Below are 26196 nucleotides of genomic sequence, written 5' to 3'. Positions count from 1 at the left end.
AAGTGTGTTAGCCCAGCGGATTTAACCGCTTCGTCTATTCTTTATGAAATAACTCACTACCGGGAAAATTATGCAGATTCGAAAAGGATTAAATACTGACCTCTTACGTCTTGAATGCTGTGACTTTTCTTTCACCATTAGCCACATTGCGCGAGAGCCTTTTATCCATTGTGATTTGCATATCGAAGCCGTCACCGAGCCCTGGATTAAAACCTACGAACTCGACATTCAAACCCTTGAAAACCACTGCGTTGATCCGGACGCCATATTTCTTATCGCCGAAACGGATGACGGTGAAATAGCCGGATTTATTACCGCTTCAATTGGCTGGAATAAATTTATCTCAGTGGATTATATTGCCGTTGAGCGTACAAAACGCAGATCCGGCGCCGCACAAAAATTGATGGCCGCCGCACACGTCTGGGCCCGCAGCGTAAACGCGCCGGGATTACGGCTTGAAACACAAAATGTGAACGTCTCTGCCTGTCTGTTCTACCGTAACTACGGGTTCACCCTGGGCGGCTACGATCGTTATCTCTACAACGCCTTACCGGAAAAAGACGAAGTCGCCCTGTTCTGGTATTACATGCTGGTCTAGCGACGCGGCCTTCATATTTCTGTCATTGAACTTCACTACTCTTTGCGGATTTTAAACAAGGCGTTGAGGAAAGAAGCGTGAATTTTATGGCGAAGGCTTTACTGCTGGCATTACCTGTTTTAAGTACAGCGGCGACGGCCGCCGGGCGCGACCTGTGTGAACCTAAAGCGTACGAAATGGCGCTGCGCTATCAGCAGAAATCGGCAGAGATTATGGCCCTTCAGCTGCAGACGTATCGGTTTGCCACCGAGCGTTTTAACGAAAAGTTAAAAGGTCTGAAAACGCCTGAAAATTACGCCGTGGTCATGGACCTGGATGAAACGGTACTGGACAACACCCCTCTGCTGGTGCGCGACACGGAGCAGTGTCACGACTTTACAAAATGGGACACCTGGAGCGACTGGGAGAAACAGGGAAAACCCGGCTTAATTCCGGGAGCGAAGGCGTTTCTGGACCATGTGAATCAAAGCAAGGTCCGTATCTACTACGTCTCGGACCGCATGCAGGAAAATAAAGCCGATACGCTCAGGACGTTAAAAGCCCTCGGACTTCCGCAGGTGTCCGATGAAAGCGTGCTTCTGGACACGGTCAGCAAGGAAGAGCGTCGCCAGAGCATCCTCAAAAAGCAGCAGATCGTGATGCTGTTTGGCGACAGCCTGCCGGATTTCGCCGTGCAGTTTAAAAACAAAAAGCCGAGCGAGCAGCAGCGTGAGCTGGTTGAGGCCAGCGCGGAACACTTCGGTAACGACTGGATTGTGCTGCCTAACGCCGCTTATGGGTCCTGGTCGAAAGCTACGCCGGACAGCTGGAAGCCATGAATTTTGCCGGGTGGCGCTGCGCTTACCCGGCAAAATTCAGTATGTAGGCCCGTGCAAGCGTAGCGCCGCCGGCCGATACTCACATTTTCTGGGATGCTAAATCATCTTGCGCGCAGGAGTAGGTGTCGCTCTGAATGCATTCGCGGTTTTATCCATCACTACCTGAGCGTCAGTGCCTGAATCCAGCACGGTATTTTGCACTGATGCCGCTTCAATCTGGACGGTTGTCACCGTCAGCGCATCAAGACCATCGGTCGCCAGTAACGCACTCACCTGCGTAGCGAAACACGCGCTGGCGTCTGCCGCTGCCTCCTCAACAGTGGTTTCGGTTGTGGCGACAATATGATTGTCAGAAATATAATTTCCTTTACCCGACACCACCCGAATAATGACCGGAGTAGCATCCGGCGGGGTTATATATTGCGTATCAATGGTTTCGGAAATATGGTTGGCAATGATGGAATTATTATCACCACGGATATACAGCAGGCCATATAAATCATCTAAGCCGTTATTGTAGCCCTGCATCGGCCCCCAGGGTTCACGCTCGCGGAAGAAATGGTTCGACGATACAAGGTTTTCAGCGCTGCCTTCTTCGATGACCAGCATGCCTGGGTAAAAGGAATGAAATCGGTTACTGCTGATTGAGGAGCGAACCACCCCGGAGAAATGCACGCTGCTTTTTCCGCGCGGGAATATATTGTTGGCGGTAATTAAAAGGCCGCCGAAGTTTTCAGCGTAAACAGAGTAGCCTCTGTAGCCCGCACCAATCAGGTTATCGGTGATTTTTGAAGCCTGACCGGAACCACGCAACTCAATGCAATTACCACATTCCGCGATGAAGTTGTTATGGATAGCCAGGGCATCAGCATTATAAATGGTCACGCCGTGCTCAAGATAAACCATACCCATACCGCTGATGCGGAAGGAGTCTTGTGCGCTGGCGATGTAGATGCCGGTCTTGCCGTTAAGGTAGCTGTTCTCCGGGTCATTGCTTCCAGAACCGTCGTCAACAAAGTGCAGTCCGTCGATGCAAAAATCAGCAAACTCAACCGAGCTTATCCGCGGATCACCGCTGCGCGCAATATAGAATGCGGCTCCAGCTGATTCCTCAGCTCCCTCTTCGGGTGACATATCCACCAGGACACGGCTGCCACCTGGCCATAATTCATGCCAGTTTGGCCAGTCGCTTTCTGGGGTATTAAAGCGAATGCTGGAAGACGTAAAACCATGCCCGGACCCCATGATTTTTAGATAACTAATATCAATGACAACCTGCGTCAGAAGATGATAATCGCCTGGTGGAATATAGATCACCGCGCCGGGTTTACCGCCTTCATTCACATCGGTATTTGTTTGCCGACTCTTAATATCTGCGATAATACTATTAATCACTTCACCAATATCATCATATGGATTACCTGCATTCCACTCTGTGACATCGTAATAATTATTACTGGACATGTGTAAAATCCTTTCGGTCAATTAACATTCAACAAATTTATTACTACGCGTAAGTAGGGTTTGTTTCTAGTTCACGCTTTGCGAGCTCGACTTTTATTTTCTCGAGGAAGGTATTATTCAGCTTGAAGTAACGCACTATCCACGCGCTAAAGAAATAGCTCACCATCGGCAATAACGAAAACATCATAATAATGCCCTGGAGGGTCTGCGGATTTTGTTGAGCCTGATTCGCAACATAACCGGTCCAGGACAATATCCACGCGACAATAGCCCCGGCGACAGCCAGTCCCATTTTCAGCATGAAAAGATTCCCGGCAAAAGAAATACCGGTCAGACGTTTACCAAACTTCCAGTCGCCATAATCGTCGACGTCGGACATCATGGCCCACAGAATTGGCCCAGACTGAATCAGGTGCAGAATATTTATGACAATAAAGAGCGTCAGTAGCGGCGTCAATGAATGCGGATCGATAAACCACAGGGCAAAGGAAAGTATGCCGAGAATAATATTAATAATGCGAAAGAGTTTAACTTTATCAAAACGATCGGTCAGCGGTTTAGCAATGACGCTACCCAGCATATTGCAGGCCACGCCGAGAGCCATAAAGAAGGTGATAAATCCTACGGAGGCCTGCATCACATAGGTGGCGTAATAGATGGTGACTGCCCCGCGAATGAATGCTGGAAAAACGTTCAGGAAGGTAATGGAGATCATCAACAGCCATTGGTCATTTTTAATGATGTCGTTGAGATCCTTTCTTAAAGAGTCATTGGTCTTAATCGAGACCACACGCTCTTTAATACTGGAAAAACAGAACAAGAACATTAATGTGGCGGCTCCCCCCATGATCATCATGGTCAGTTGAAAGCCAGAGGCCCTATTCCCGTTACCCAGCCAGTCGGTTAACGGCAAAATAGAAGAAGATACAACCAGCGTTGCGAGGCCATTGAGGAAGAAGCGCCATGAAAGACAGCCCAGACGCTCTTTCTGATTAAGCGTAATAACGCCAGCAACCGAGCAGTACGGGATATTTATCGCTGTATAAATCAACGACATAATCAGATAGGTAACCCATGCATAAATAATTTTCCCGTTCATGCTCAGGTCCGGCGTGGTGAACATCAATACCGCGCCCAGACCAAACGGTACGGCCATCCATAACAACCACGGCCGGAACTTGCCCCAGCGGGTTCGGGTACGGTCACAAATTGCACCCATGACGGGGTCGCTGAAGGCGTCGAAAACACGGATTACCAGAAAAAGGGTACCAACAATACCGGCATCAAGGCCATACACGTCGGTATAAAACCAGGTCAGATATAGCGCCAGCACGCTCCAGATCATACATGACCCTGCATCGCCCATACCGTAGCCGATCTTTTCTTTCAGACTCAATTTTTCATAAGCGCTGTGTTTATCTGCGGCTGTCATATATATCCTTAAATATTGATAATAAATACAAAGCAAGGTTTATCATCCGAAGTCAGGGAAACATTCCCTCTTCGAGTTGCATGTGATTAATAAATACTTAAAGCGTAGTGATATTAAGGGTAATGCTGCTCTCGCGGATAATCAGGCGAGAGTCGATTTCAACCATTTCGATACTTTCCTGCTTGTTATTATTGACCATCTGAAATGCCAGGTGCGCAATTTCATTTATCGGCTGCGCGACGCTGGTAATTTTCTTGGTCTGCGCCAGCAGTGTATTATCAAAACTGACGATGGCAATGTCCTGTGGGATGCATAAACCCTTGGCATTTAACCCATCAATAATATAGCTGGCAGCGACGTCGTTATAGATCATCAGGCCCGTACATACCGTTTTTCGACTGGCTAAATTTTCTATAATATCGTCAAGAATACTAATATGACCTGATATTTTTTCACCCTCACCTTTTGGTATCCAGAACTGGTTCTGCGGATTATGTGCTATGCCGTGTCCGGTGATTTTTTTACTCCAGGCAGATACTTTTCGATTGTCTACGCCCTCCTGTGCAATAAAACCTAATGCGGTATGTCCGGTCTGGATAAAATGTTCCGCAATTTTTTCCGCGCCTTTGCTCTGATCAATCGACACCGAGTTAAAGAAACGGGAAACCTGCGTCACCACGGCAACCGGAATGTGTGTTGCTGTTAGCCACTCCGCCAGTTCAGCTTCCGCTTCCGTCGGCACCCACAGCAAACTGTCAATTCCCATCCCGATCAGGGTGTGAACGATCTGTTTATCCTGCTGCGGCTGGTTCTGATGCGTTTTAACGATCACCGTTTTGCCAATGTAACGGGCTTCTTCCTCAAACGTCGCCAGCAGTTCGCAGAAATGTGGGTTGACCAGATTCGGCAGCACGACGGCTATCAGGCCTGAGCACTTACCGCTCAGTTGAATCGCGCTTTTATTGGGTACATAACACAGGTAATCCATCGCATCACGTACCGCCCGACGCGTTTCGGGCACCACGCTGGGATGATTGTTCAACACCCGCGATACGGTAGCTGTTGATACTCCAGCTTTTTTTGCGACGTCTTTAATGGAAGCCATAAGCCATAATGATGAAATGTACCCTCTACACGGTGACGTCACTATAAAGTGTGATAGAGGTCAAAAATGTAAGCCAGTTCACATGTTGTTTCGTTACATGAATTCCGGTTCACGCTCTCATTTTTTCATTCGCGTTGCGAAACGTTAGCCGCCGTTTTCCCACTGGACCTATCCAACCCATTTATAGGTCCTATCATTTCTGGGCAGGTTCTTATAATTTTACGAAGAAGTAAGATGAGCGCTTTCAAAGGAGACTCGTATGCTTACCGTGAAAAAACTTGCTCTATCCACGCTTATTTCCAGTTCATTGCTTTTCTACCCTGCGCTTCAGGCGTCGGCAGAGACGCCTCAGCACGTCGTTAAACAACCGGCGGGCGGATACAGCGTTCAGGTCGGCGACGTTCTGGTGACCTCGTTTACGGACGGGACCGTCGCGCAGGATCTGCACAAGCTGCTGCGCCGGACAACGCCGCAAAAAATTGATGCGCTGCTCGCGAAAAATTTCCAGACCAGCCCGGCCGAGGTGTCCATCAACGCGTTCCTGATTGCGATGCCCGGACATAAAATTCTGGTAGATACGGGATCAGGCCAGCTCTTTGGCCCCGGCAACGGCGGACGTCTGATTGAGAGCCTCGCCACGCAGGGGATTAAACCCGAGGACATTACTGAAGTCCTGCTGACCCACGCCCACTCCGACCACGCCGGTGGCCTGGTCAAAGACGGCAAGGTGGTGTTCAGCAACGCGCGCGTTTTCGTTGGCAAACCGGACGTCGACTTTTTCTTTAACGACGAGAATCAGAAAAAAACCGGCTACGGCAAGAACTACTTTGACGTCGCGCAGAAGACCTTAAAACCCTATCTTGACGCCGGTAAGGTGGTGCCGTTTAGCGGCACATCTGACATTCTCCCGGGGCTGACCGGCACGGTCCATCCCGGCCATACGCCGGGGTCAGCCTTCTACACTCTGACAAGCAAAGGCGAGAAGATCACCTTCGTCGGCGACATCATTCACACCGCGGCGGTCCAGTTCCCTCAGCCCGACGTGACCATTACCTACGATGAAGATCAGAGCAAAGCGGCAAGCGTGCGCGAACGTGCGTTTGCCGACTTTGTGAAAAATAAAGACCTGATTGCTGCGCCCCATCTGCCGTTCCCGGGTATCGGCTATGTCACCAAAGGCGAAAACGGCGGCTATGCCTGGGTCCCTGTCACCTATACCAACCGGGACGCCAGCAGCGCGAAATAAGATGACGCCCCTCTCTGACATGGACATAGACCTGATCCTGACCCTGGACGCCCTGCTTCAGGACAGGAATATCACCCATGCGGCCGCGCGGCTCGGCATCAGCCAGCCCGCGCTGTCCGCCCGTCTCGCGCGTCTGCGAACACTGTTTGGCGAACCGCTGTTTATCCCCTCCCCACATGGACGTGGGGTGTTGCCCACGCCGAGAGCGGAAGCGCTTAAGCCTCAGGTGGAGAACGTACTGCGCGGCATCAGCGCGATGTTTGCCCCCATCGCGTTTGATGCCCCCACCAGCCGCCGGACCTTTGTTATCGCTCTGCATGAAAACCCGGCGCTGATGCTGGGCACCGCGCTGCTTAACCAGGTGAGCACCGATGCTCCCGGTATCCGCCTGCGCTTCGCCCTGCCGGAGATGGCCGAGCTGCCGCAGCAGCTGGAAAACGGTGATGTCGATATCTACATCGGCGTGAGCGCGGGTGCCCACGACGGCTGGGTCAGACGTAAGCTGCTCGACGACGCGTTTGCTACCGCCCAGCGTAAAGACCATCCGCGCGGGGACGGTGCGTTAGACCTGCAAAGCTACTGCGCGCTTTCTCATCTGGTGGTGTCGTCGGCGGGGGATCCGTTTACCGGCTTTGTCGATCAAACCCTGGCCGGGCTGGGCTATCAGCGACACGTCGCGATGTCCACGCAGAGCTACGCCGTGGCGCCTGCGCTTGTCGCCGGTACCGATCTTGTTTGCACGTTACCGGAACGGATGCTGAGACAGTTTGCCAGCACGCTGGATATTTTTCCGCCGCCGCTGCCGCTCCAGCCGATAACCATCTACATGTACTGGCACCCGAAAAACAGTCAGGACCCGGCGAACGTCTGGCTGCGCGAGCAGCTGCTGCAGGCCGCCGGACGTCAGGCGTGATCGAGGGTAGCCAGAAACTTTTTAAGCACTTCTGATCGGATAATCCGGTGGCACACCAGCGTCAGCTCGCTCTCCCGCAGCCGATCGAGGATGTCCACGTAGACGACGTTCTCAACGCTCACCGCCCTTGCCGAGGCGGGCAGCAGCGCCAGCCCAAACCCCGCCGAGACCAGGCTTATCACCGTGGGCACGTCGGTCGCGTTTTGCACCACGTCCGGCTGAAAGCCCGCCCCGCTGCAGGCGTCATAGAAGTACTGTTCCAGCCCCATTCCCTCCGGGTCGCGCAGGGAGATCCATTTCTCATCTTTGACTGACGAAAGCGTCAGCGCGGACGATCCGGCCAGGGGATGCTGACGATACAGCGCCAGCACCGTTTTCTCCGAGGCGAACGGACGACTTTGCAGATCGTCAGGCAGCGACGGCAGCGGCGCCCGGATAATGGCCACATCGAGCTGGTTGCTTTGCACGGCTGCGTAGAGCGTCTGCACGTTTCCCGTCACCAGCGACATGGTAATGGCCGGCCAGCGCGTATGCATCTGGCGCAGCGCGGCGGGGAGCCTGCCGTCGAACATCGCGCTCGACACGCACCCCAGGTTTAACACCCCCTGCTCGCCCCTTGCCGTTTGCCTGGCGTCCAGCACCGCCTGCTCGGTCAGGGAGATGGCGAGCCTGGCTTTCACCAGAAACGCTTCACCCGCGGGCGTCAGGGTTAAGCGGCGGTTCGCCCGGCTAAAGAGCGTGACGCCTAAACGTTCTTCCAGCGCCTTTATCTGCTGGCTCAGGGCCGGTTGCGCCATATTCAGACGCTCAGCGGCCCGGTGCATGTGGAGCTCTTCGGCAACGACGATGAAATGGCGCATCTGACGAAACTGCACGGAACGCCTCCTTTTTTGATATGAATTTACTTATCAATTTAGCAGTAATGATGCAATTGATGCTATTGGTCATTGCCATAAAAATGGAGGTATTCAACCGAGGGAGGAAAATATGGAAAACCCGATCAACGATCTCCGCAGCGCCATCGCCCTGCTGCAGCGCCACGAAGGGCAGTATATCGAAACCGATTATCCGGTCGATCCCAACGCGGAGCTGGCGGGAGTCTACCGTCATATTGGTGCGGGCGGCACGGTAAAACGCCCAACCCGCACGGGCCCGGCCATGATGTTCAACAGCGTGAAGGGCTATCCGGGTTCCCGCATTCTGGTGGGTATGCACGCCAGCCGCGAGCGCGCGGCGCTTCTTCTGGGGTGCGAACCCTCTGAACTGGCAAAACACGTCGGGCAGGCGGTGAAAAAGCCGGTGGCACCCGTCGTTGTCCCTGCATCCCAGGCACCCTGTCAGGAACAGGTCTTCTACGCTGACGATCCTGACTTCGACCTGCGCAAGCTGCTTCCGGCACCGACAAACACGCCGATTGATGCGGGCCCGTTCTTCTGTCTGGGGCTGGTGCTGGCAAGCGATCCGGAAGACAGCTCGCTGACGGACGTCACCATTCACCGCCTCTGCGTTCAGGAGCGGGACGAGCTTTCCATGTTCCTTGCCGCCGGTCGCCATATCGAAGTGTTTCGCAAAAAGGCGGAAGAGGCTGGAAAACCGCTGCCGGTGACCATCAACATGGGCCTCGATCCCGCCATCTATATCGGCGCGTGCTTTGAGGCCCCCACCACGCCGTTTGGCTACAACGAGCTGGGCGTTGCCGGGGCGCTGCGCCAGCAGCCGGTCGAGCTGGTGCAGGGCGTGGAGGTAAAAGAGAAAGCCATCGCGCGGGCGGAAATCATCATTGAAGGCGAACTGCTACCGGGCGTGCGCGTGAGGGAAGATCAGCACACCAATACCGGCCACGCGATGCCGGAGTTCCCGGGCTACTGCGGCGAGGCGAACCCGTCTCTGCCGGTGATCAAAGTGAAAGCGGTGACCATGCGAAACCACGCAATCCTGCAAACGCTGGTGGGACCGGGAGAAGAACATACCACGCTGGCCGGTTTGCCGACGGAGGCCAGCATCCGCAATGCCGTTGAAGAGGCGATCCCGGGCTTCCTGCAAAACGTCTATGCGCATACCGCGGGCGGCGGCAAGTTCCTCGGTATTTTGCAGGTGAAAAAACGCCAGCCGTCAGACGAAGGACGTCAGGGCCAGGCGGCGCTTATCGCCTTAGCCACCTATTCGGAGCTGAAGAACATTATTCTGGTCGACGAAGACGTAGATATTTTCGACAGCGACGACATCCTGTGGGCGATGACCACCCGCATGCAGGGAGATGTCAGCATCACGAATATTCCGGGGATCCGCGGCCACCAGCTGGATCCGTCCCAGTCGCCGGATTACAGCACATCAATTCGCGGAAACGGCATCTCCTGCAAGACCATCTTCGACTGCACGGTGCCGTGGGCGCTGAAGGACCGCTTCGAGCGCGCGCCGTTTATGGAGGTTGACCCGCGTCCGTGGGCGCCGGAGCTGTTTGCTGATAAGAAATAGGAAAAATTTCGGGCGTATGACCAGCAGGTCATACGCTGATTTTCTTTTCAAGCGTGGCAATATTTTTACCTGCCTTTCGTTCCACCGAGAAACGGTCGACGCTCAGCAAAATGAGCATCAGCCCCCTGCCGCTCTCCAGCAACGGTGAGATTTCACAGAAGCGGTCTCGTCGGGCGGCCTCAAGCCGCTCGAACGGGAACGCATCACCCGCGTCGGTAAAGACAACGCAGACATTATGGTCCCGAATGTCGAACTGTACGCTGAATGCGCGTGAGGCATCCTCATGCAGCGCGTGCCGGATGATATTCGTTGCCACTTCACAGACGGCGAGATCGAGCGCAAAACGCCACTCATCGTCAACGGCAAGCGCGCCCAGTCTGTCTCCCAGCCAGCAGGCCAGCGGCGTCAGGGAAACGAGCGCCGCCGGAAAATTTGCCTGCACCGGCGTCTGCATCTACTGCCCCAGCTGCGCAAGCGCGCTGTTTTTATCCGGATAGATGCGGAATATGCGATCCATTCGAGTCAGGGTGAACATATTCATGATCCCGGGGTTCAGGGAACATAAAGCCATTTCGCCTTTCCCGTTCATCAGCTTAAACAACGACACCAGCATCCCCAGCCCGCTGCTGTCGATAAAGTCCACTTTGCTAAAGTCGACAATCAAGGCTTTACGATCGCTGCCAATTTCTTCCGTGACAGAAGCCTTAAACGCCGCGGCAATGGACGCATCCAGCCGCCGGACCGCTGGCGTGAGAATATTGGCATGCGGTAATCGTTCAGTGTTAATAATCATTCTGTTCTCCCTGACGCTCGATCACTAACAGTGAAACGTCATCGGTTAAGGCGGTCGGTTCATCACGATTTGCGTTGCGCCAGCCGGTCAGGTGGTCACCGAACCGCGGCAAGAGTTCGTCAACCGGCAGCCGGACATGCTGATGAAGCCAGCGTTCGAGACGTTGCGAGCCAAACTGCTCGCCCTCGCTATTCTCACACTCCGTGATGCCGTCACTGAATAAGCATAAGCGATCCCCTGGATTGAGGGTAAAAGCGACATCCTCCCAGCTGAGGTCGGGCATCAGCCCGACAGGCGGTCCACCCTCGCCTACGGAAGTGACGGCATTGTCTGCATTCACAATCACGGGAGTAGGATGCCCCGCCTGGCACAACAGCCCCTGTCCACTTTCGGGGTCGATCACGCCGTAGATGATGGTGAAATAGCTGGTGATGTCGTTTTCTTCACTGCAAAAGCGGCTGTTCAGTATTCTGATGACCTCAGCAGGCGACTGAATTCCACCCTCTGCGGTAAACAAAAAACGGTCCACCACCCGGCCGTGCAGGAACTGACGCGCCACCGCGAGGGACATCATCGCGGCCCCCACGCCGTGACCGGACACGTCAACGCAATAGAACCCCAGATGAGAGTCCAGAGGAAAAATATTGAAGACATCGCCCGATACCCAGGCAGACGGCAAGAAAAGCCAGTCGGAAAAGTAGTCCCCGAAGCGTAAGCGGCGTGAAGGCAGAACCGAGTGCTGAACGCGCGCCGCCAGCTCAAGATCTTGTTCAATCTGGTGTAACGCTTCACTCAGGCGCTTGTTGTGCGCCGCGAGGGTCGCTTCCAGCGTCAAAATACGTACCCCGGCGTGGAGCCTCGCCCGTAGTTCAGCCTGTTCAACGGGCTTGCTTAAAAAATCATCCGCCCCCGCATCAAAGCCCTGCGTTAAATCCCCGGCATTTTCGCGTGCCGTCAGCAGGATGACATACACGTAGCGACCAAACTGACGGTTGCGTATCGTCTGGCAGAGCGTGAGACCGTCCATTTCCGGCATCTCCCAGTCGCTTATCACCATGCTGACCGGCTGGCTGGACAATATTTCCAGCGCGGCAACGCCATTTTCCGCCTCGCTCACGATATACCCCCACTGGGTGAGCATTCGGGAGAGCAACCGACGATAAATCAGCGAATCTTCAACGATTAACACGTGCAGCGCTGACATGCATCCCTCCTATAGCGGTAAGAACCAGATGAGACTCACGGTCCCTTCCCTGAATTTTGCATTACCGTTTCCATGTCCCGGATAGCGCGTCCCGGCATAGTTTGCGTACTGGACGGAGAACGATCCCGGCGTATAGCCCGCATAGCCGAAGCTGTAGCTGTAATCGCCGTTCCAGGGCTGCTGCTGGCTGCTGTCCGGGAACCAGAACGCCGTTGCGCGAACGAAGAAATGTTGTTTGAAGGTATAGCCGCAGCCGCCGAGCATGACGTTTTTATTTTTGCGGATGTCATCGCTGCTGAGGTCGTAGTAGCGCGGGACCCAGCTGTACCCGACCTGGCAAATGATGGAGTCTCCTTTATTAATCAGGAGCGTGTTTTCAACCGGTTTCGGTAGCGAAAACTTATAGGCCAGCGTAAAGGCACCCTGTTCGAAATAGGTGTGTCTTCGGCTCCCCGACGTCCAGAAGTGGTTATCGCCGTAGTTGCCGTATACCAGGCTAACCGTATTGGCGTGCCAGTCGTCATAGCCGAAGCTGTAGCGAAAATCCGCGGTGTAGCGGTTGGTATCTCTGACCGGCAACCGGGAGGTAATGTTGGCAAACCAGAAGCTGTAGGGGGAATACTGAAGACTAAGATTCAGCGTCTGGTTAATTTTTTTCTCCTGCGCGGCACTGTCCGAGCTATTGGGCACGCTCACCATCTGCTCTTTCAGCCCCGAACTAAAGCTCAGGGCACCAGAGAATTTCTTGTCATTCCCCGAGAACAAACGCCCCCAACGGCTGGTAAAGACGCCAGCCTGAACGGGTTCGTCATTCTTATCGCGCAACGTCTCTTTCTCATTGCTCTGCGCCGCATCCGCCGCGGGTATTGCGGCGAGTAGGACGCCCGCCAGGAGCCATTTTTCGCGCATAACCGCCATCCTTAGTTAGGTATCCAGCGTGCGGCGACGTTGTATTTTGCCATGAGCCACAAAATGCCCAGTGCCGCAGCATGCACTACCGTATTTTCTATCCAGGCATGACGCCACAAATCGAAGGTGATGAACTGACTCACCAGCAGCACCACGTACACATGCAAAATAAAGGTATATAGCGAGTGCTGGCCTAGCGGGATCAGGAACCATCCCAGCAGGCGGTTGAGCGGCACCCAGCACCAGGTCAGCACCAGATAGACGGTGACCATCAGGGCGATATCGTTTAACACCCGCACCGGGCCCAGCCCATTTTTCGCCGCCCAGGTGTGATAAAAGGTATTGAAGCTGTCAGGCGGAATCACGTGCATCAGCAGCGCGGGGGGCATAAACGGGTTGGTATGGTTCTGTGCGACGAACCCCAGAATGAGCGCCACCATCACCAGCACAACCACCACCACTTTACCTGCCGGCGTGCGTGCGAAAGAGATCAGTTCGGCTTTATACCAGCCGCTGGCCATGCCCAGAACAAAGATGAACTGCCAGGCGAGCAGCGGAAAGGCGAATTCAAATTCCGACGGCGTCAACCGGAGCGGCCACTGCTGCCACAGGCTGTACACCAGCAGCGACAGCCCCAGCATCCACCAGACTTTACCCTTCTGTAGCATCCCCAAAAATAGCGGGCTGAAGAGCAGCAAAAAGATATACAGCCCCAGAATTTGCGTCTGATGGGGGCCAATCTGCAAATAGAGGATAATGTTGAACCAGGTCTCTTTTATTTGTGGCGTGACTGGATAAAGCGACCAGCTTTCACCCGAAAAGCGATCGGTAAAATGAGTAACCTCGAAAAGATTAATATGCGGGACATATGCCAGAAGAATAAATGACACTATGATAATGATATTTACACGATATATTTTCCACGCCCTGAGATAAAGCCCCCATGAAACCGTGAGTAATACGACTTTTTGCAGGCGAGCGCGATTCAACATACCCAGCATAAATCCCGAGAGAATGACAAACCCTTCAGCACCTGTGGTCAACCCGAAACGCTCCCAGGAAAATATATTAAATACCGACATCACTTCAGTATGCGCAACGACCATCATGACGAGAGCAATTCCGCGCATAAAGTCGATTCTCAGGTCCCGAACGCCTGCAGCGGCATACCGCCATGATGTTGATTTTGCTATATCTTCTTGCGCGATCGACGGCGCAATATGGCTCATAGGGTGTCCTTTGCCTGCAAACGAAAATTAACGTCTAAATAAAGTAGATAGCCTAAAGGAATAGTAACCGCAATTTATCGCGGGCAGATAAGAAGGATTAAGCAGAATTTAATCACAATTAACCAACGGTAAATAATAGTAATAAACGTGGCTGGACACTTTTATTCGGCGTTCTACACTTACCTTAAATCTTGTTTAATCGCTATTTTCTTTGGCCTTCTGGCAACTGCCTGCGCAGCAGAATGGGTCTGCATTTTCACGGAATCAGGAACGCCGGAACTATGGATTTTTATTTTTCCCGTTTTGAACATCGTCGACCTCCGGAACCGTTGAAAACGCCGCGCTGGGTAATGATGACCTGGCAGGTGTTAGCGGTTGCGGCGCTTATTCTGGGCGCAAATTATATTTACTGGCGCTGGACCGCCTCCCTGAACACGGACGCGTTATGGTACGCCATACCGCTGGTCCTCGCCGAAACCCTGGCCTGGATCGGTACCGTGCTGTTTACCATCAATTTATGGAAAGAACAGGATCCCCCCCAGAATCCGCCCCCGAGCGAGATTAACGACTGCCTGTCACATGAGGAGGCCGTAGAGCCCCGTCCCGTTAAGGTGGATCTGTTTATTGCCACCTACTCCGAAGATACCGAGCTGGTCAGGCTGTCCATTCGCGATGCCCTGAATATGGATTACCCATATCCGATTGACTACCGGATCCACGTCCTCGATGACGGCCGTCGCCCGGAGATGAAAGCCGTTTGCGATGAGGAAGGCGTCAATTACATCAGTCGCCAGACCAACATCGGCTTTAAGGCCGGTAATCTGCGCAATGGCCTTGAGCAAACTGACGGCGATTTTATTGTCATCTGCGACGCCGATACCCGGGTATTTCCCACCCTTCTCAGCCATACGCTGGGCTATTTCCGCGACCCTGACGTGGCATGGGTGCAGACGCCTCAATGGTTCTTCGATCTCCCGGAAGGTGAAAGCCTTTCACGCTGGGGCCAGCGGAAAGCGGGAAAAGTGGGCTATGGCCTGGGCTGGCTGATACAAAAATTCGTGGGGCCGGTCACGATTGGCCGTGACCCGTTTTTTAACGATCCGCGCATGTTCTATGACGTGATCCTGCGGCGGCGCAACTGGGCCAACGCGGCATTCTGCTGCGGCGCGGCGTCCATCCACCGTCGCGAGGCCGTGATGCAGGCCGCGCTGCGAAGCTACGTCTGGTCCGTCGAAGAGGAGATCCATCGCCATACCCGCGACATCCGCGATGACGAAACGCGGAGCGCGCTACAGGAGGCGATGCGCCCGCACGTGGCATTTGACACTGAGTTAACGCCCTACAAATTCCACGTCTCCGAAGATATTTACACCTCGGTGCTGCTGCACGGTGACGCCGCAAGACGCTGGCGCTCGGTCATGCACCCGCGCGTTGAGTCGAAGATGCTCTCTCCACAGGATATGCTGACCTGGATGATCCAGCGCTTTAAATACGCCGCAGGTTCGCTGGATATTTTATTCCATGACAACATCTTTAGCCGTCGTCGCTTCAGGCTGTCGCTCCCCCAGACGCTGATGTATGCCACGACCTTCTGGTCTTATATGGCCTGCGTATGGAACACGGTGTTTTTGATTTCACCCATTATTTATCTTTTCACCGGCATTCCGCCGGTATCTGCCTGGTCGACGCCGTTCTATCTCCATTTTCTCCCCTTTTTTATTTTCTCCGAACTGGCCTTTATGTTCGGGACATGGGGGATTTCGGCCTGGGACGGCAGGGCCTCCTACCTCTCCTTCTTTTCCATGAACCTGCGCGCGCTCAATACGGTGCTTCGAGGCGAACAGATCAAATTTCACGTCACGCCAAAAGAGAGGCAGACGGGCCGTTTTCTCTATCTGGTGAAGCCGCAGATTGCCATCGTGGTGCTGACCCTGGCTGGGCTTATCTGGGGAGGGATTCAGGTTGCACGCGGCCAGGTCGACGATCCTTCGGGCTACGTCATCAATATTTTCTGGGGAGGGGTAAACATCGCCGCCATGCTGCCGCTGATTTTCGCGGCCATGTGGATGCCCGCCGAAGAAGATGAGGTCACCCAATGAGAATACGTGATGCACTGCTTTCCGCGCGCAGTTATCTCACTATTCTGCTGGGGTTCCTGCTTGGCTTTGCCATTGTGGTCTGGGTTGAGAAACAAATGCCTTCGCGCGTGGAAAGCAGCGGCGGCATCGCGCTCAGTAAAGACTTCCCGCCGCTGCCCGCGAAACGCGAGCTGACCTATGAAGAGGCCATCTGGGCGCGGGTGGCCTGGCAATACTATGTGAACAATACCCAGCCAAATGGTCTGTCGAACGCCAGCGACGGTGAGCCCTGGCTGAGCCTCTGGAGCGTAGGGAGCTATCTGTTTGCGACCGCTGCCGCAGAGCAGCTCAATATCATTTCCAGCGATGAGTTTGACGAGAGGGTCAGCACGGCCCTGTTCACGCTGGGGCAGCTGCCGCTCAATGAACAAGGCCTCCCTGCCGCGTATTACCATGCGGACACCCTTAAAATTCTGGGGAAACCAGACGCCTCCGCAATTGGGCTGAGTCGTCTGCTGACGGCGCTTCAGACCATTCTGTGGCGTTATCCTCAGCACGCAGCCGCAGTCCGCGATCTGTTTAGCGTCTGGCGCACCGGCGCGCTGATGGAAAACAACACCCAAAGCCAGGCAGCGGTACCGCTCCATCACTGGACGCTGGCTGCCGACGAGCAGCGAGACAGCTTTGGCTACCGGCTCTATGCCAGCCATACGCTGCGCTTGATTGATAGCGCGGCGGGACTGGCGGTCACCAATCCGCCTGAAGGGCAAAAGATGATCGACCTGGATGGGATCATGGTTCCCGATGAAGGGCTGCGCACGCCCTGGGGCAAGCAGACCTCCCTAATCAGTCTCCCCTATTTATTAACCGGCCTTGAGCTTGGCTTTGACGCACAAAGCGCTGAAATCGCGTGGCGGATTATGCAGATTCAGCAGCGGCGCCATAGCCTGCGCACGCCAAAGCCGCCTGTCAGCACCGATTACGCCGAACCGGCGCCGGATTATGTTAACGATCTGCCCAACAGGCAGCCAATTCAGGCGCGCGCCCTGCGCGAAGAGATACCGGAGAAGGTGGCGATCGCCTCAACCCGCACCGCGTTTGCCTGGTATGCCCTGTTCCGCAACGGCTGGAGTGAAGCGCTACGCCAGCAGGTTCTGCCACTTCAGGTGCCGGGTAAAGGCTGGCAAAGAGGGTTAAATCTCAATAACACCGCCAATACCGTTGTTGACGGCGACACCAACGCCATTGTGCTGGAAAGTCTGTCGTATATCGCGCATGGCCAGATGCTTTGTCTGGCCTGCTTCTCCACGTCCCCCCATTCATCCACTCCCGCAGGAGCAACGCCATGAAGCCAAGATCCCCGATCCTTTTCCACCTGCTCACGGGAATAACGATCTGCTGGCTGGCACTCTCAACCGTGCGTGCGGAAACCGAGCTGCCTGCATCTGGTTACTCCCCGCGCAGCGGCGAGCTGACGGCCAGAGAGATGACCATTGCGAAAAACGCCTGGCAGTATTTCGTCTCCAACTATCAGCCCACGACGGGGCTGGTGAATGCGGTCAACAAATATCCTTCCACCACCATGTGGGACAGCGCGTCCTATATCGCCGCCATGACGGCAGCGCGTGAGCTTGGGATCATAGATAAAGCCGAGTTCGACCGCCGGATGCTGAAATTCCTCGCCACGTTGAACACCCTTGTGCTGTTCCGTAATGAGTTGCCCAACAAAGCCTATAACACCATCAGCGGCCAGAAGGTGGACTATACCAACAAGCCCGGCGAAATTGGCTTCTCGGCCCTGGACATTGGGCGAATGCTGGTCTGGCTGAAAATCATCAAAGAGCGCTACCCGGAATACGGCAACAGCGTTGATAACGTGGTGCTCGGCTGGGATTTCAGCCATGCGATCGACCCCTGCGGCACGCTGTACGGCGCCTATCTCGAAAACGGTCAACCGAAGTATGTTCAGGAAGGCCGGCTGGGCTATGAAGAGTACGGTGCAGCGGGCTACCAGCTTTGGGGGTTCAATACCTGTAAAGCCAGCCGCCCGCAGCCGTACGAGCTGGCCGAAATCTACTGCGTGCTGGTCCCGTATGATTCACGCGACCCGCGCAATACGTCTCAGCATAACTACGTCGTGACGGAATCCTACCTGCTCTACGGGCTGGAGTTCGGCTTCGATAAGCCGACCGATCGCGATAACGCCCCGCGCGACTACTCCCAGGCCTGGATGAAAAACTTTGCCGACCGCGTTTATCAGGCTCAGGAGAACCGCTATACCATCACCGGCGTGCTCACCGCGCGCTCTGAGCACCAGCTAGATAAAGCCCCTTACTTCGTCTATGACACCGTCTTCAGCGACGGGTACAACTGGAACACGATCACCGACAAGGGCCAGTTCGTTCCTAACGCTGCAGCAATTTCACTGAAGGCGGCGCTGGGAATGTGGGTCCTGTGGAACTCGCCTTATACCGACCGCCTGCTCAACACCATTGAGAATGCCAACGAAGAGGGAAAAGGCTACTACGAAGGGCTGTATGAAAACGGTGACGGGCCGATCAAAGAGTTCACTGCGAACAATAACGGCATCATGCTGGAAGCCCTGTTGTTCAAAAAAGAGGGGAAACTGCTGGCCTTCAACACCGACAACCCGAAGAGCAAGGATTTTGCCCCGTCTCTGTGGGATCAAAAACTGCTCGATCAGTTTGAAGAGAATAACGCGCTTCGTAGCCGCCCTTTCCTGACCAGCACGCCGGCCGTGAAAAGCTGGTGCGACCGGACCGGCGTCACGCAGCGCACTAAACCCGCCTGCCAGGCCTGTCAGTGCGCCTCATGCAGCGCGGACGAGCCGGTTAAACTGCCTCCGGTGACAGCGCAATGCTTAAAACCATAGCCAGAGGGCTCGCGGGATTACTCCTCGCAGGCGTGGTCATATTCGCTCTGTTTGGCCATCAGGGTGCCGGCTGGCGCTGGCTGATCGCCGGCGGCTGGCACTCCAGCGCACGTATCTCTGCCCTGACGCCGGAAGAACAGAAATGGGCGGCGATCGCCTGGCGCTATTTCGTCAATAATACGCAGCCGCAAACCGGGCTGGTCAACGGGAGCGATAAACAGCCCCGCGTTACGCTCTGGCAAATGGGCGATACGCTTATCGCCATGCTGGCGGCAAAAGAGCTGGGGCTGATTGATGAGGCCGAGTATGACGCCCGCCTGGCGCGACTGATGGGCACCCTCAACCGCCTGATGCTGACCGAGGCCCGGACGCCAGGGCGGCTTTATTCCAGCCAGACGGCGGCGCTGGTCGATTTTAGCGGCAACCCCGTCAAAAATGGCTGGTCCGCACGCGACATGGCTCGCCTGATGCTCGCCCTGCGCCTCACCGCTGAGCGGGAGCCACAGTACAGCGAGTACCTGGATAAAATCATTCTGCGCTGGAATTTCTGCCCGGTCATTGATGGCGAAGGGGAGCTGTGGTCGTCCTCCCTGCAAAACGGCCAGCCGGTGGTCCGGGAAGAGCTGCGCCTGGGCGAAAGCGAATACGCCGCGACGGCGTTTCATCTGTGGGGATTTTCCCCGGATAAAGCGTTTGCGCCCCCTGCGCACCACGTCATCATCGCCCAGCGGCGTCTGGCCGTCGATGCCCGGGATCCGCGCACCACGTGGCAGCCCTCCCTGATTACCACCCTTCCCTATATGCTGCCGGGCCTGGAGTTTGGCTGGGAGCCGGAAGGCGTTGCGGCCGATCAGCAAAAGCGTCTGCGCAAGCAGGCGGAAAACGTCTGGCTGAGCCAGAAAACGCGCTGGGAGACCGATAAGGTCCTGACGGCCAGAGCGGACTTTTCGCTCCCTCAGGCACCCTGGCATATACAGGATACCGTCTGGGGAAATGGCTATGCCTGGAACTCTGTTGGCGACGATGGCCGGGATTACACCCGCTTCGCGCAGGTATCGACAAAAGCGGTCTTTGCGCTGTGGGTCTTGTGGGACACCCCGTATACCGACGTACTGATGTCGGTCACCGAGCACCTTCACGATCCGCTAAGAGGCTGGTACGAAGGCCGCCTTGAAGCCACGGGCGATACCAACGCCTCCCTGACCCTTTCCACCAATGCCACGGTTCTGGAAGCCCTTTTCTTTAAACACAACGCCGGGCCCCTGTTTGACGCCCGCCGGTCGAAGAAAGAGACCTACTTTACGCGCCGTGTGGCAGATGAATATACGCCAGTCGGGCACTGTCTACCGGGCGAAAGCGCCGTAAGGAGGACGCCGTGAAGTTTTACCGCGATCTGTTTGAATCCAGTTTGAACCGCGTATTTCCGGATAATGACAAAACAGCGTTTTTTCAGACGTTCTATGACGCCTTCGTCCATATGTCACCCGAGACGGAGCAGCATTTTTCTCGCCTGCCGGATCGGGAGGGTCAGCAGACCCTGTTTAAAAGTTTCTTCGCCATGCTTGCGGTAGACGGCGCATTAATCGTGCCTGATTTTCTCGAGCGCCTGGCGCGGGAGCAAAGCGACGACGGTCTGCATCTCCCCCCGCGATTTTTCGCGCTCTGGCGCGAAGCCATGCTGAACACGGTGAGCCAGCGCGATCCGCAGTGCGACGATGAGATCCTGACGGCCTGGGCGATGGCGATCGCGCCCGGGCTGGAATATCTGCGCCGACAGGCAGAACTGCACTACCGCGCGTAGGGAGGATCACGATGAACGCATTCACCTACGATCTTAACGCACTGCCCGCCGCCGTCATGATTTATGACCGAGATGAACGACTGCTGGCCTGGAATCACAACGTGGCCCTTTTTTATCCGGTCATCACCCCATGGCTGAAGGTGGGAACAACGCTTGACGCGCTGGCGGAACGCTTTATCGACGCCGTTTACAACGTCGATCCCGGTCTTCGCCAGACGCTGCGCGAGTCGGTCATACGTAACTGTCGTCAGGATAAGCACTGTGAAGTGCGGCAGGCCGGCCATCGCCGTATCTTCGTTCAGCATCAACGGCTTGCGGACGGCGGAATTGTCAGCCTGCACAGCGATATCACGGAGCTGGATGAAGCGCAGCGGGCGCGCCACCAGCTGCATGACGATTTTCTGCTGACGGCGGAATCCATTCACATTGGGATCTGGGACTGGCAGATTTCTGGCGACAGCTTACAGGTCAACGACACCCTGCTTTCCATGCTGGGCCAGTCGCGGACGCAGTGGCGATATCCGGTGCGTTTTTTGCTCAACCAGGTTCACGAAGAGGATCGCGGTGCGCTGCGCAAGGCGCTGCACGCCTCGAAACAGGATCATCGACCGGTCTTTGAATGCGAGATCCGCGTTCATCACCCAACCGAAGGATTGCGCTGGATGATGCTGTCCGGGCAGGTGGTCACGCTCTCCATCGAAGGAAACGCCGAACGCGTCATTGGCACGCTGCAGGATATTACGCGTCGCAAAGAAGCAGAAATACTGGCCATCAATGCCGCCCAGGATGCGAGGAAGGCCAACGAGGCGAAAAGCGCGTTTCTGGCGAATATGAGCCATGAAATTCGCACCCCGATGAACGGCATTATTGGCATGACCCAGCTCTGTCTTGATACTGCGCTCAGCGCCGATCAGCGCGATTATCTGACGCTGGTGATGAGTTCCGCCCAGTCTTTGCTGCATATCATCAACGATATTCTCGACTTCTCCCGCATTGAAGCCGGCAAAGTCGAGCTGGAGACAGAGCCCGTCCCCGTCCGCCCCTTCGTCCAGTCGCTTATTCGCCCGCATATGCCGGGCGCGAGCGAAAAAGGCATTGAGCTTCTGGTTGATATCGCACCCGACGTGCCCGACGTGCTGACGATCGATGGCGCCCGGCTGCGTCAAATTCTGACCAATCTGCTAGGTAACGCACTGAAATTTACCCATCAGGGAGAAGTCATCCTGATTGTTGAGCCGGGCGAAAGCGCGGAACGCTGGCGTTTTCGGGTGCGCGACAGCGGAATTGGCATCCCGACAGATAAGCAAAAGGCCATTTTTGAAGCCTTCAGCCAGGCGGATAACTCAACCACCCGCCGCTACGGCGGCACGGGGCTCGGGTTAACCATCTCGGCGCGGCTGGTTGCGGCCATGGGCGGCGAGTTAACGGTGTCAAGCGAGCCGGGGAAAGGCAGCGAATTTTCGTTTTCGCTGCCGCTTGCGACACAGTTTCTTACGCCGGAGGAACGCCCGCATAGCGATCGCTTTAACGGGGAACCTGTGCTGGTGGTCGATGATAACGAGACCAATCTGCGGCTGCTGGCCGCTATGCTTAGCCAGATGGGGCTGAAACCCACCTGCGTCAACAAAGCCAGCGAGGCCATTAATCGGGTTAAAGCGGGTACAGCGTGGCCGCTGATCCTGCTGGACGCGCAGATGCCGGAAATGGACGGCGTGTCTCTGGCCCTTGAGCTTTCGGTTCTGCCGCAGATTTCTGATAGCCATATCATCATGCTGAGCTCCATGAGCCGACATTTTGATATCAATATGCTGAAGCGGATCGGCATCAAAAACTATCTGCATAAGCCTATTGCGCAGGACGAGCTGCATCAGGCGATTGCCGCAGCGTTTGAACGTGCGCCTAAGCTCGCGGGGGAAACCACACCGACGCCTCTCGTCTCGCCGGGCGAAACGGGGTTACGGATCCTGCTGGCTGAAGATAATCTGGTCAATCAGAAGGTCGCCGCGCGCCTGCTTGAACGCCTCGGTCATAGCTGTCAGATCGTCGACAACGGCGTCGCGCTCCTTGAACGCTGGCGCGCGGGCGTATGGGACGTTTTGCTGATCGACCTTCAGATGCCCGAGATGGACGGTGAGACCGCCATTCGCCTGCTTCGCGAGGAGGAACGGTCCTGGCCCGGACCGGCTCAGCCCACCGTCGCCATGACCGCACACGCGATGCAGGGGGATAAAGAGCGCTGCCTTAACATGGGATTCGACGGCTACATTGCCAAACCCATCAGCCAGGAGCGTCTCGCTGAGGAGATTGCGCGCGTGCTCCCGAACCATGATGCCCCCTCCGCCTTCCCGGATGAAGCACGCCTGCTGAAGCAGTGCGCTGACGATCCTGACCTGGTACAGGAACTGCTGGCCCTGTTTGGCGACGGGCTGGCTGAAGCCATGAAAGCCATCACCCGGGCTATCGACAGCAACGATCGCGAAGCGCTGCGCCGCACGGCCCATAAGCTGCGCGGAGAAGCCATTACGCTGGACTTCAGGGCACTCGCGCAACAGCTGCAGGCGCTGGAGAGCGAAGCGCATACGCTGGAGGGGCAACAGCTTGCGGCGCTGAATGAACAACTTCACAAGGAATCGCTGCGCCTGGCGGCATGGCTCAACGCGCGCGGGGTAAACGTTACTCATGACTCGTAACTGCACGCTGCTCTTTGCCCTGTTTCTCCCCACAATGGTGGCGACATCAGCGCCGGTAAGCTGGTCGCTTGCGGGTACCTGGCAGGTTCAGGACGCCAATGACAGCACGCATCCTCCCACGTCAGGCTGGCGCGGGCTGAAAGTTCCTGCCAACTGGTACAGCGCCGGGTACGATCACCAGGGCGCGCTGTGGTATAAGCACGCATTTACGCTACCCGCTCAGCCGCCCGATGTGATGAGCACCCTGGTGTTTGACGGCGTCGATTACCTGGCCGATGTCATGCTGAACGGCCAGCCGCTGGGCAAGCACGAGGGCTATTTTCAGCGCTTTTCGCTGGATGCCAGCGCCGCGTTACAACGTCACAACCAGCTCGTGCTTCGGGTGGATAGCCCTTATGAAGATCCGCATACAACCTGGCCCCTGCATAAAACGGCCATGAAGGGGATTCTTAATCAGCACGACACGCGTCCCGGAGGCGCCTGGTCGCCAGAAGGACAGGACGCCAACTCTGGCGGTATCTGGGGACCAGTCAGGCTGCATCTTAGCCGGGGAGCCACCATTGATGAGGTCATCCTTCGTCCCGACTGGTCGCAGGGGTTGAAAAGCCCTGCATTGAAGGCTGAGATTCGCTATCGCGCGCTCGGGAAAGGACAGGCTATCGCGCGACTCACCGCCACGCCCGCCAATTTCAGCGGCAAACGCTTCCAGGCAGACTTTCCGCTTACCCTCGAAAGTGGTGCCCATTCCGCGCAGGTGACGCTGCCCATGCCGGCGGCAAAACTGTGGTGGCCCGTCGGCACCGGGAACCCCCACCTGTATACGGTTCGCGTCTCATTACGGGATGAAAACGGGTTAATGGATACGGCGCTCACCCGCACCGGACTGCGCAAGATCGTTGAGCAGCCCGACAATAAAGGCTGGCTCATTAACGACAGACGCCTTTTTGTTAAGGGGAGCAATTACATCGGCTCCCCCTGGCTCGGCACCATGACCCGAGAAAAATATCGTCGCGATCTTCGTCTGGTAGAAGCCATGAACGCCAACGCCATACGCGTACACGGACACGTCGCAGGACGCGCGCTTTATGATGTTGCCGATGAGATGGGCACGCTGATCTGGCAGGATGTTCCGCTGCAGTGGGGCTACGACAGTAGCGACGTCTTTACGAAAAACGCGGTTCGCCAGACGCGGGAGATGATCGAACAGTTTGGCAACTCCCCCGCCATCATCGTCTGGGGGGGCCATAACGAACCGCCCTGGAACTCACCCTGGATGGAAAAACGCTTCCCCGACTGGAACAAAAACCTGAACCGCGAGCTCACGCAGCAGGTGGCGGACACGCTTGCCGAAGATACCTCCCGCATCGTGCATCGCTTTTCCGCCGTTGAAGAGCACTACTGGGCGGGCTGGTATTTCGGTACCGTACGCGACCTGCTGACGCCGGCCAAAACGGGGATCATCACCGAGTTTGGCGCGCAGGCGCTTCCCCGCTTGTCCACGCTACAAACCATCATCCCGGCAGTGCATCTCTGGCCAAAAACCACCGCCGCCGACGATCCCGGCTGGACCGTCTGGAAATACCATAATTTTCAGCCCTTCCAGACGTTTAAATTTGCCGGTATCCCGCGCGGAAACACCATTCAGGAAATGATCCGCAATACCCAGGCGTATCAGGCGCGGCTGGTGGCCACGGCGGCCGAGAGCTATCGCCGACAGCGCTACCAGCCGGTGACGGCCCTGTTCCACTTCATGTTTGTGGAGACCTGGCCCTCCATAAACTGGGGCGTGGTGGACTACCTGCGGAAGCCTAAAGCCGGTTTTTACGCGTTAAAACGCGCGTACCAGCCGGTTCTGCCGTCCATTGAACCGCTCACCCAGCAGTGGAAATCCGGCACGGCGGCGACCGTGCGCCTTTGGGCCATCAACGACACCTGGAAACCGTGCAGCGAGTGCCGTCTGACCTGGCGCATCACCCAGCGCGATAAGGTGCTGACAAAGGGCACGATGACGATGACGATCGCAGCGGACTCGGGAACGATGGTCAAAACGCTGACGGCCACGCCCGTGGGCCAGGATGAGGTGTCGATTACGTTTACGATTGAAAACAAAGCGGGAAAAAAGGTCGGTGAAAATCAGCGCACTGAGTCCGTCATAAGGTGAGCGAGGGGAAAAGGAAAATTGCCGCTTCCCCTGCTTTCTTGTACCCTTTCACCGGTAACCCTGCCCCCACAAACATTGAGACATCCGGACACCTATGACTGCACACATTTCTAACGATCCTTTGCATGGCGTAACGCTGGAGATGATGGTCAACGCCCTGGTGGCGAAATATGGCTGGAGCGAGCTGGGTGACCGAATCAAAATTAACTGTTTCAGAAAAGATCCCAGCGTTAAATCGAGCCTGAAATTTCTGCGCCGCACCCCGTGGGCGCGCGCGGAAGTGGAAGCCCTGTATCTGGACTCCCTCCACGATGAGGTGAGCACTGAACAGGCGGAGCCCGCCTTTAATCCCTGGGCCAACAGTCGGATTACCAAGAGCTAATACGC

At 55.7% G+C, this 26196-nt stretch carries 22 protein-coding genes; 13 read left to right on the top strand and 9 right to left on the bottom strand.

Going from position 1 to position 26196, the window contains the following annotated elements; translation table 11 throughout:
* Nucleotides 1-70 precede the first annotated feature (70 nt).
* Together V4835_RS11795 and V4835_RS11790 are read left to right on the top strand one after the other, a co-directional pair.
* Nucleotides 71-598 (top strand): GNAT family N-acetyltransferase, encoded by a 528-nt coding sequence (locus V4835_RS11795; RefSeq protein WP_331412257.1) that lies wholly within the window; start codon nt 71-73, stop codon nt 596-598.
* Between the two features lie 77 nt (nt 599-675).
* Nucleotides 676-1416: a 5'-nucleotidase, lipoprotein e(P4) family gene (locus tag V4835_RS11790; RefSeq protein WP_331412256.1), complete on the top strand. Its 741-nt coding sequence runs from the start codon at nt 676-678 to the stop codon at nt 1414-1416.
* A 96-nt stretch (nt 1417-1512) separates the two neighbouring features.
* Here V4835_RS11790 and V4835_RS11785 read toward each other — a convergent pair whose 3' ends face one another.
* The 3 genes from V4835_RS11785 to V4835_RS11775 form a co-directional block, all read right to left on the bottom strand.
* Nucleotides 1513-2880 carry a NosD domain-containing protein gene (locus V4835_RS11785; protein WP_331412255.1) on the bottom strand — a complete coding sequence of 456 codons (1368 nt, stop codon included), beginning with the start codon at nt 2878-2880 and terminating at the stop codon, nt 1513-1515.
* A 43-nt stretch (nt 2881-2923) separates the two neighbouring features.
* On the bottom strand, nt 2924-4312 hold the full coding sequence (locus V4835_RS11780) for a glycoside-pentoside-hexuronide (GPH):cation symporter (protein ID WP_442877324.1): 1389 nt from the start codon (nt 4310-4312) through the stop codon (nt 2924-2926).
* A gap of 97 nt (nt 4313-4409) precedes the next feature.
* Entirely contained in the window at nt 4410-5417 is a 1008-nt protein-coding gene (locus V4835_RS11775; RefSeq protein ID WP_063142746.1) for a LacI family DNA-binding transcriptional regulator, read from the bottom strand.
* A gap of 259 nt (nt 5418-5676) precedes the next feature.
* Between V4835_RS11775 and V4835_RS11770 the strand changes: the two genes are divergently transcribed.
* Together V4835_RS11770 and V4835_RS11765 are read left to right on the top strand one after the other, a co-directional pair.
* Complete coding sequence (locus tag V4835_RS11770) at nt 5677-6663, top strand: MBL fold metallo-hydrolase (protein ID WP_331412253.1); 987 nt, start codon at nt 5677-5679, stop codon at nt 6661-6663.
* Between the two features lies 1 nt (nt 6664).
* A complete protein-coding gene (locus V4835_RS11765; protein ID WP_331412252.1) occupies nt 6665-7576 on the top strand; it encodes a LysR family transcriptional regulator in 912 nt (303 codons plus the stop codon).
* Here V4835_RS11765 and V4835_RS11760 read toward each other — a convergent pair.
* Complete coding sequence (locus V4835_RS11760) at nt 7567-8451, bottom strand: LysR substrate-binding domain-containing protein (protein ID WP_063142743.1); 885 nt, start codon at nt 8449-8451, stop codon at nt 7567-7569. The genes V4835_RS11765 and V4835_RS11760 overlap by 10 nt on opposite strands.
* A 112-nt stretch (nt 8452-8563) precedes the next feature.
* On the opposite strand from V4835_RS11760, the gene V4835_RS11755 reads away from it, so the two are divergent.
* Nucleotides 8564-10051, top strand: a complete 1488-nt coding sequence (locus tag V4835_RS11755) for a UbiD family decarboxylase (protein WP_331412251.1) — start codon at nt 8564-8566, stop codon at nt 10049-10051.
* Between the two features lie 28 nt (nt 10052-10079).
* Here V4835_RS11755 and V4835_RS11750 read toward each other — a convergent pair whose 3' ends face one another.
* The 5 genes from V4835_RS11750 to opgC are packed head-to-tail and all read right to left on the bottom strand — an operon-like array spanning nt 10080 to nt 14186.
* On the bottom strand, nt 10080-10505 hold the full coding sequence (locus V4835_RS11750; RefSeq protein ID WP_331412250.1) for an ATP-binding protein: 426 nt from the start codon (nt 10503-10505) through the stop codon (nt 10080-10082).
* Complete coding sequence (locus tag V4835_RS11745; RefSeq protein WP_032657000.1) at nt 10506-10844, bottom strand: STAS domain-containing protein; 339 nt, start codon at nt 10842-10844, stop codon at nt 10506-10508.
* The gene (locus V4835_RS11740) at nt 10834-12048 is read right to left on the bottom strand and encodes a PP2C family protein-serine/threonine phosphatase (protein WP_331412249.1); all 1215 of its coding nucleotides are present in this window, start codon (nt 12046-12048) and stop codon (nt 10834-10836) included. The genes V4835_RS11745 and V4835_RS11740 overlap by 11 nt, the downstream gene beginning before the upstream one ends.
* 9 nt (nt 12049-12057) lie before the next feature.
* Nucleotides 12058-12957 (bottom strand): hypothetical protein, encoded by a 900-nt coding sequence (locus V4835_RS11735; protein ID WP_331412248.1) that lies wholly within the window; start codon nt 12955-12957, stop codon nt 12058-12060.
* Nucleotides 12958-12968: 11 nt separating this feature from the next.
* Nucleotides 12969-14186, bottom strand: coding sequence for an OpgC domain-containing protein (opgC, locus tag V4835_RS11730; protein ID WP_331412247.1), 1218 nt, complete (start codon nt 14184-14186; stop codon nt 12969-12971).
* A 281-nt stretch (nt 14187-14467) separates the two neighbouring features.
* On the opposite strand from opgC, the gene V4835_RS11725 reads away from it, so the two are divergent.
* From V4835_RS11725 to V4835_RS11690, 8 genes are all read left to right on the top strand, one after another.
* Nucleotides 14468-16285 carry a glycosyltransferase family 2 protein gene (locus tag V4835_RS11725; RefSeq protein ID WP_331412246.1) on the top strand — a complete coding sequence of 606 codons (1818 nt, stop codon included), beginning with the start codon at nt 14468-14470 and terminating at the stop codon, nt 16283-16285.
* On the top strand, nt 16282-17613 hold the full coding sequence (locus V4835_RS11720) for a DUF3131 domain-containing protein (RefSeq protein ID WP_331412245.1): 1332 nt from the start codon (nt 16282-16284) through the stop codon (nt 17611-17613). The genes V4835_RS11725 and V4835_RS11720 overlap by 4 nt, the downstream gene beginning before the upstream one ends.
* Nucleotides 17610-19157, top strand: a complete 1548-nt coding sequence (locus tag V4835_RS11715; protein ID WP_331412244.1) for a DUF3131 domain-containing protein — start codon at nt 17610-17612, stop codon at nt 19155-19157. Before V4835_RS11720 ends, V4835_RS11715 begins: the two co-directional genes overlap by 4 nt.
* Nucleotides 19142-20536 carry a DUF3131 domain-containing protein gene (locus V4835_RS11710; RefSeq protein ID WP_331412243.1) on the top strand — a complete coding sequence of 465 codons (1395 nt, stop codon included), beginning with the start codon at nt 19142-19144 and terminating at the stop codon, nt 20534-20536. Before V4835_RS11715 ends, V4835_RS11710 begins: the two co-directional genes overlap by 16 nt.
* The gene (locus V4835_RS11705; protein WP_063142733.1) at nt 20533-20958 is read left to right on the top strand and encodes a globin; all 426 of its coding nucleotides are present in this window, start codon (nt 20533-20535) and stop codon (nt 20956-20958) included. The genes V4835_RS11710 and V4835_RS11705 overlap by 4 nt, the downstream gene beginning before the upstream one ends.
* An 11-nt stretch (nt 20959-20969) precedes the next feature.
* Nucleotides 20970-23648 (top strand): hybrid sensor histidine kinase/response regulator, encoded by a 2679-nt coding sequence (locus V4835_RS11700; RefSeq protein WP_331412242.1) that lies wholly within the window; start codon nt 20970-20972, stop codon nt 23646-23648.
* The gene (locus V4835_RS11695) at nt 23638-25809 is read left to right on the top strand and encodes a glycoside hydrolase family 2 protein (protein WP_331412241.1); all 2172 of its coding nucleotides are present in this window, start codon (nt 23638-23640) and stop codon (nt 25807-25809) included. The genes V4835_RS11700 and V4835_RS11695 overlap by 11 nt, the downstream gene beginning before the upstream one ends.
* Before the next feature lie 94 nt (nt 25810-25903).
* Nucleotides 25904-26191: a VF530 family protein gene (locus tag V4835_RS11690; RefSeq protein WP_331412240.1), complete on the top strand. Its 288-nt coding sequence runs from the start codon at nt 25904-25906 to the stop codon at nt 26189-26191.
* The last annotated feature ends 5 nt before the right edge of the window (nt 26192-26196 follow it).

This window comes from Enterobacter cloacae complex sp. CARB60 (assembly GCF_036487345.1).
Taxonomy (GTDB): domain Bacteria; phylum Pseudomonadota; class Gammaproteobacteria; order Enterobacterales; family Enterobacteriaceae; genus Enterobacter; species Enterobacter asburiae_D.
The sequence above is the reverse complement of the archived record's forward strand: the minus strand, read 5'-3'. Positions and strand labels throughout refer to the sequence as shown.